Here is a 1,945-nt window from a genome sequence, read left to right as displayed (position 1 = left end):
TCCGTGCCGAGATGGAGGTCCCGGCCAGGGCTGAGGTACGTTGCATAGTGAACTCGGCCGACGCCGGGCTCGCCGAGTTCCTCAGAACCAGCGAGGGGCTGGTTCGGGAGCTTGCCGGCGTTTCAATACTCGAGTTCGGGACGTCGCGGCCGGAGAAATCATCGATGGCGGTGCTGCCCGGATGCGAAGTGTACGTACCGCTCGGGGGTGTGGTAGACGTCGAGAGAGAACTAGAGCGGATGAAGAAGGAGATCGCCAGCCTGGAGAAGCTGGTCGCCGGCATCGACGCGAAGTTCGCCAACCCGGAATTTGCGGCCCGTGCCAGGCCCGAGGTGGTCGAGGGCGAGCGTGAGCGCCGAGCCGAGTTCTCCGGCAAACTCGAACGGCTGCGGAGACAGCTTGACGCGTGGACATGATCGTGCCGCGAGAAACGTCCGTCCGCTTGTATCTCTGCCGCCGTTGTGGTAGCATTCTAGTATGAAGTCGTTCATCTCGAGCTTGGGCTGGATCCTGTTCCTGGCGCTTGCGGCCGGTTTCCTCGTGTTCTACAATTTCGCCTACGCGCCGCGGGCCGATCGGATCGTCCGGCAGCAGAACGAAATCAACATGTGGATCGGTCAATTGCAGCAGGTGAGCGACAGCGTCAAACAGGTCGAAGCCATGCGGGACAGCGTGTTCGGAGTTTCCTATTCGTTCGACGAGCTGTTCGGCGGGGCGTCAGACCTGAAGTTCGTGCCGGCAGCGGAGTCATTGCTGCGGACGTGTGTTGCTTCCGTGCAATCGTCTGCGGGACCAGTCGAGATCATCGGCCACGCCGGGCTTGGCCAGGCGCCAACGGCCGCCCGAGACAGGTACCCGGGTAGCTGGGACTACGCCGCAGCCGCGGCCGGAGCGGTCGCCGGGCGCCTTGCCGCCTGGGGAGTGGCTCCCGACCGAATCCGGGTCGTGAGTTTCCTGGATCCCCGTGCGCCCGGGGCGGCTTCAGGCGTTGCCACGCAACGAGTCCGTATCGTCGTAAGGAATCAGTGACCAGTCGCGCCCTCCTGGGTCTGGCGCTGCTGGCCGGTTCCGTCCTGGCGCAAGTCCCCAATGCCGTGAAGCCGCAGGCGAACCCTCCCGACAGCGTGCCCGGAGATGACACGGTTGTCGTCTATCGCCCGGCCAAGTCTACGGGCACGGCAGTCCTGCTCTCTCTCCTCCTGCCGGGCGGCGGCCAGGTCTACACCGGCAATTGGTGGAAGGCTGCTTTGATTGCACCGGCTGAGGTCACGTTGGGGTTTTTCTCGGTCAGAGAACATCTGGCCGCTTCTGCCGCGCTATCCGGTGGGGATACGACCCGATACGCGCAGCATAGCGGCCGGCGGACCGCACTGCTTTGGTGGACCGGCGCAGTGCTGGCTTTCTCCATGGCCGATGCGTACGTCTCGGCCCAGATGTACGGGTTCGACCGGGAGATGAGGCTTACCATCGGTCCGACGGGGGCCGGGATCGCCATGGAGTTCTAGTCGTGAGTACCATGGTAGCCGCCGCCGGCAGATTGCAGATGCAGGTACTGGTCCGTGCCGCGCGAGAGGTAGCGGGAGCCAATTGTGATGCCGGCGGGTGGGGGATGGCCCACTGCTACGGCAACCGGCTCGAGACCATCAGGTCGGCGCAGCCCTGCGCAATCGACCCGGAATTCGGCAAGCTGGAAGAGACTCGTACGGACATGACTCTGGTGTGCATCGGCGGGATGGTTCCGGCTTCGCCGCGCGAGCTCAGGCCGTATGTCCGCAGAGAGACCGGACACACCTGGGCTTTCGCTCACTCCGGACTGATCAACCATGAGGAACGGCTCGACACCGGCGGTCGGATAACCGATTCCAAGAACCCGAGCGAACGCTACTTCCTCTACCTGCTGAGCAGATTCGAGGAAAAGTCACCCGCGGAGTCGCTGACGGCCGGC

The 1,945-nt window shown here is 64.1% G+C and carries 4 protein-coding genes; all 4 read left to right on the top strand.

The window, feature by feature from the left end; genetic code table 11:
- Positions 1–416, top strand: a 416-nt coding sequence (locus tag FJY68_14340; protein MBM3333000.1) for a valine--tRNA ligase, incomplete at its 5' end; no start/stop codon positions are given.
- Positions 417–477: 61 nt separating this feature from the next.
- On the top strand, positions 478–1,029 hold the full coding sequence (locus FJY68_14335; GenBank protein MBM3332999.1) for a hypothetical protein: 552 nt from the start codon (positions 478–480) through the stop codon (positions 1,027–1,029).
- Complete coding sequence (locus FJY68_14330; protein ID MBM3332998.1) at positions 1,026–1,505, top strand: hypothetical protein; 480 nt, start codon at positions 1,026–1,028, stop codon at positions 1,503–1,505. The genes FJY68_14335 and FJY68_14330 overlap by 4 nt, the downstream gene beginning before the upstream one ends.
- 2 nt (positions 1,506–1,507) lie before the next feature.
- Positions 1,508–1,945: hypothetical protein (locus FJY68_14325; GenBank protein ID MBM3332997.1), on the top strand; the 438-nt coding region annotated here is incomplete at its 3' end.

It is taken from the genome of candidate division WOR-3 bacterium (genome assembly GCA_016867815.1).
In the GTDB taxonomy this organism is placed as follows: Bacteria; Hydrothermota; Tepidihabitantia; order Tepidihabitantales; family Tepidihabitantaceae; genus UBA2258.
This window is presented reverse-complemented; position numbering and strand designations above follow the sequence as displayed.

Coding starts and splice junctions, on each gene's coding strand:
- FJY68_14335 (MBM3332999.1), top strand. CDS start 478: ATGAAGTCGTTCATCTCGAGCTTGGGCTGGATCCTGTTCCTGGCGCTT.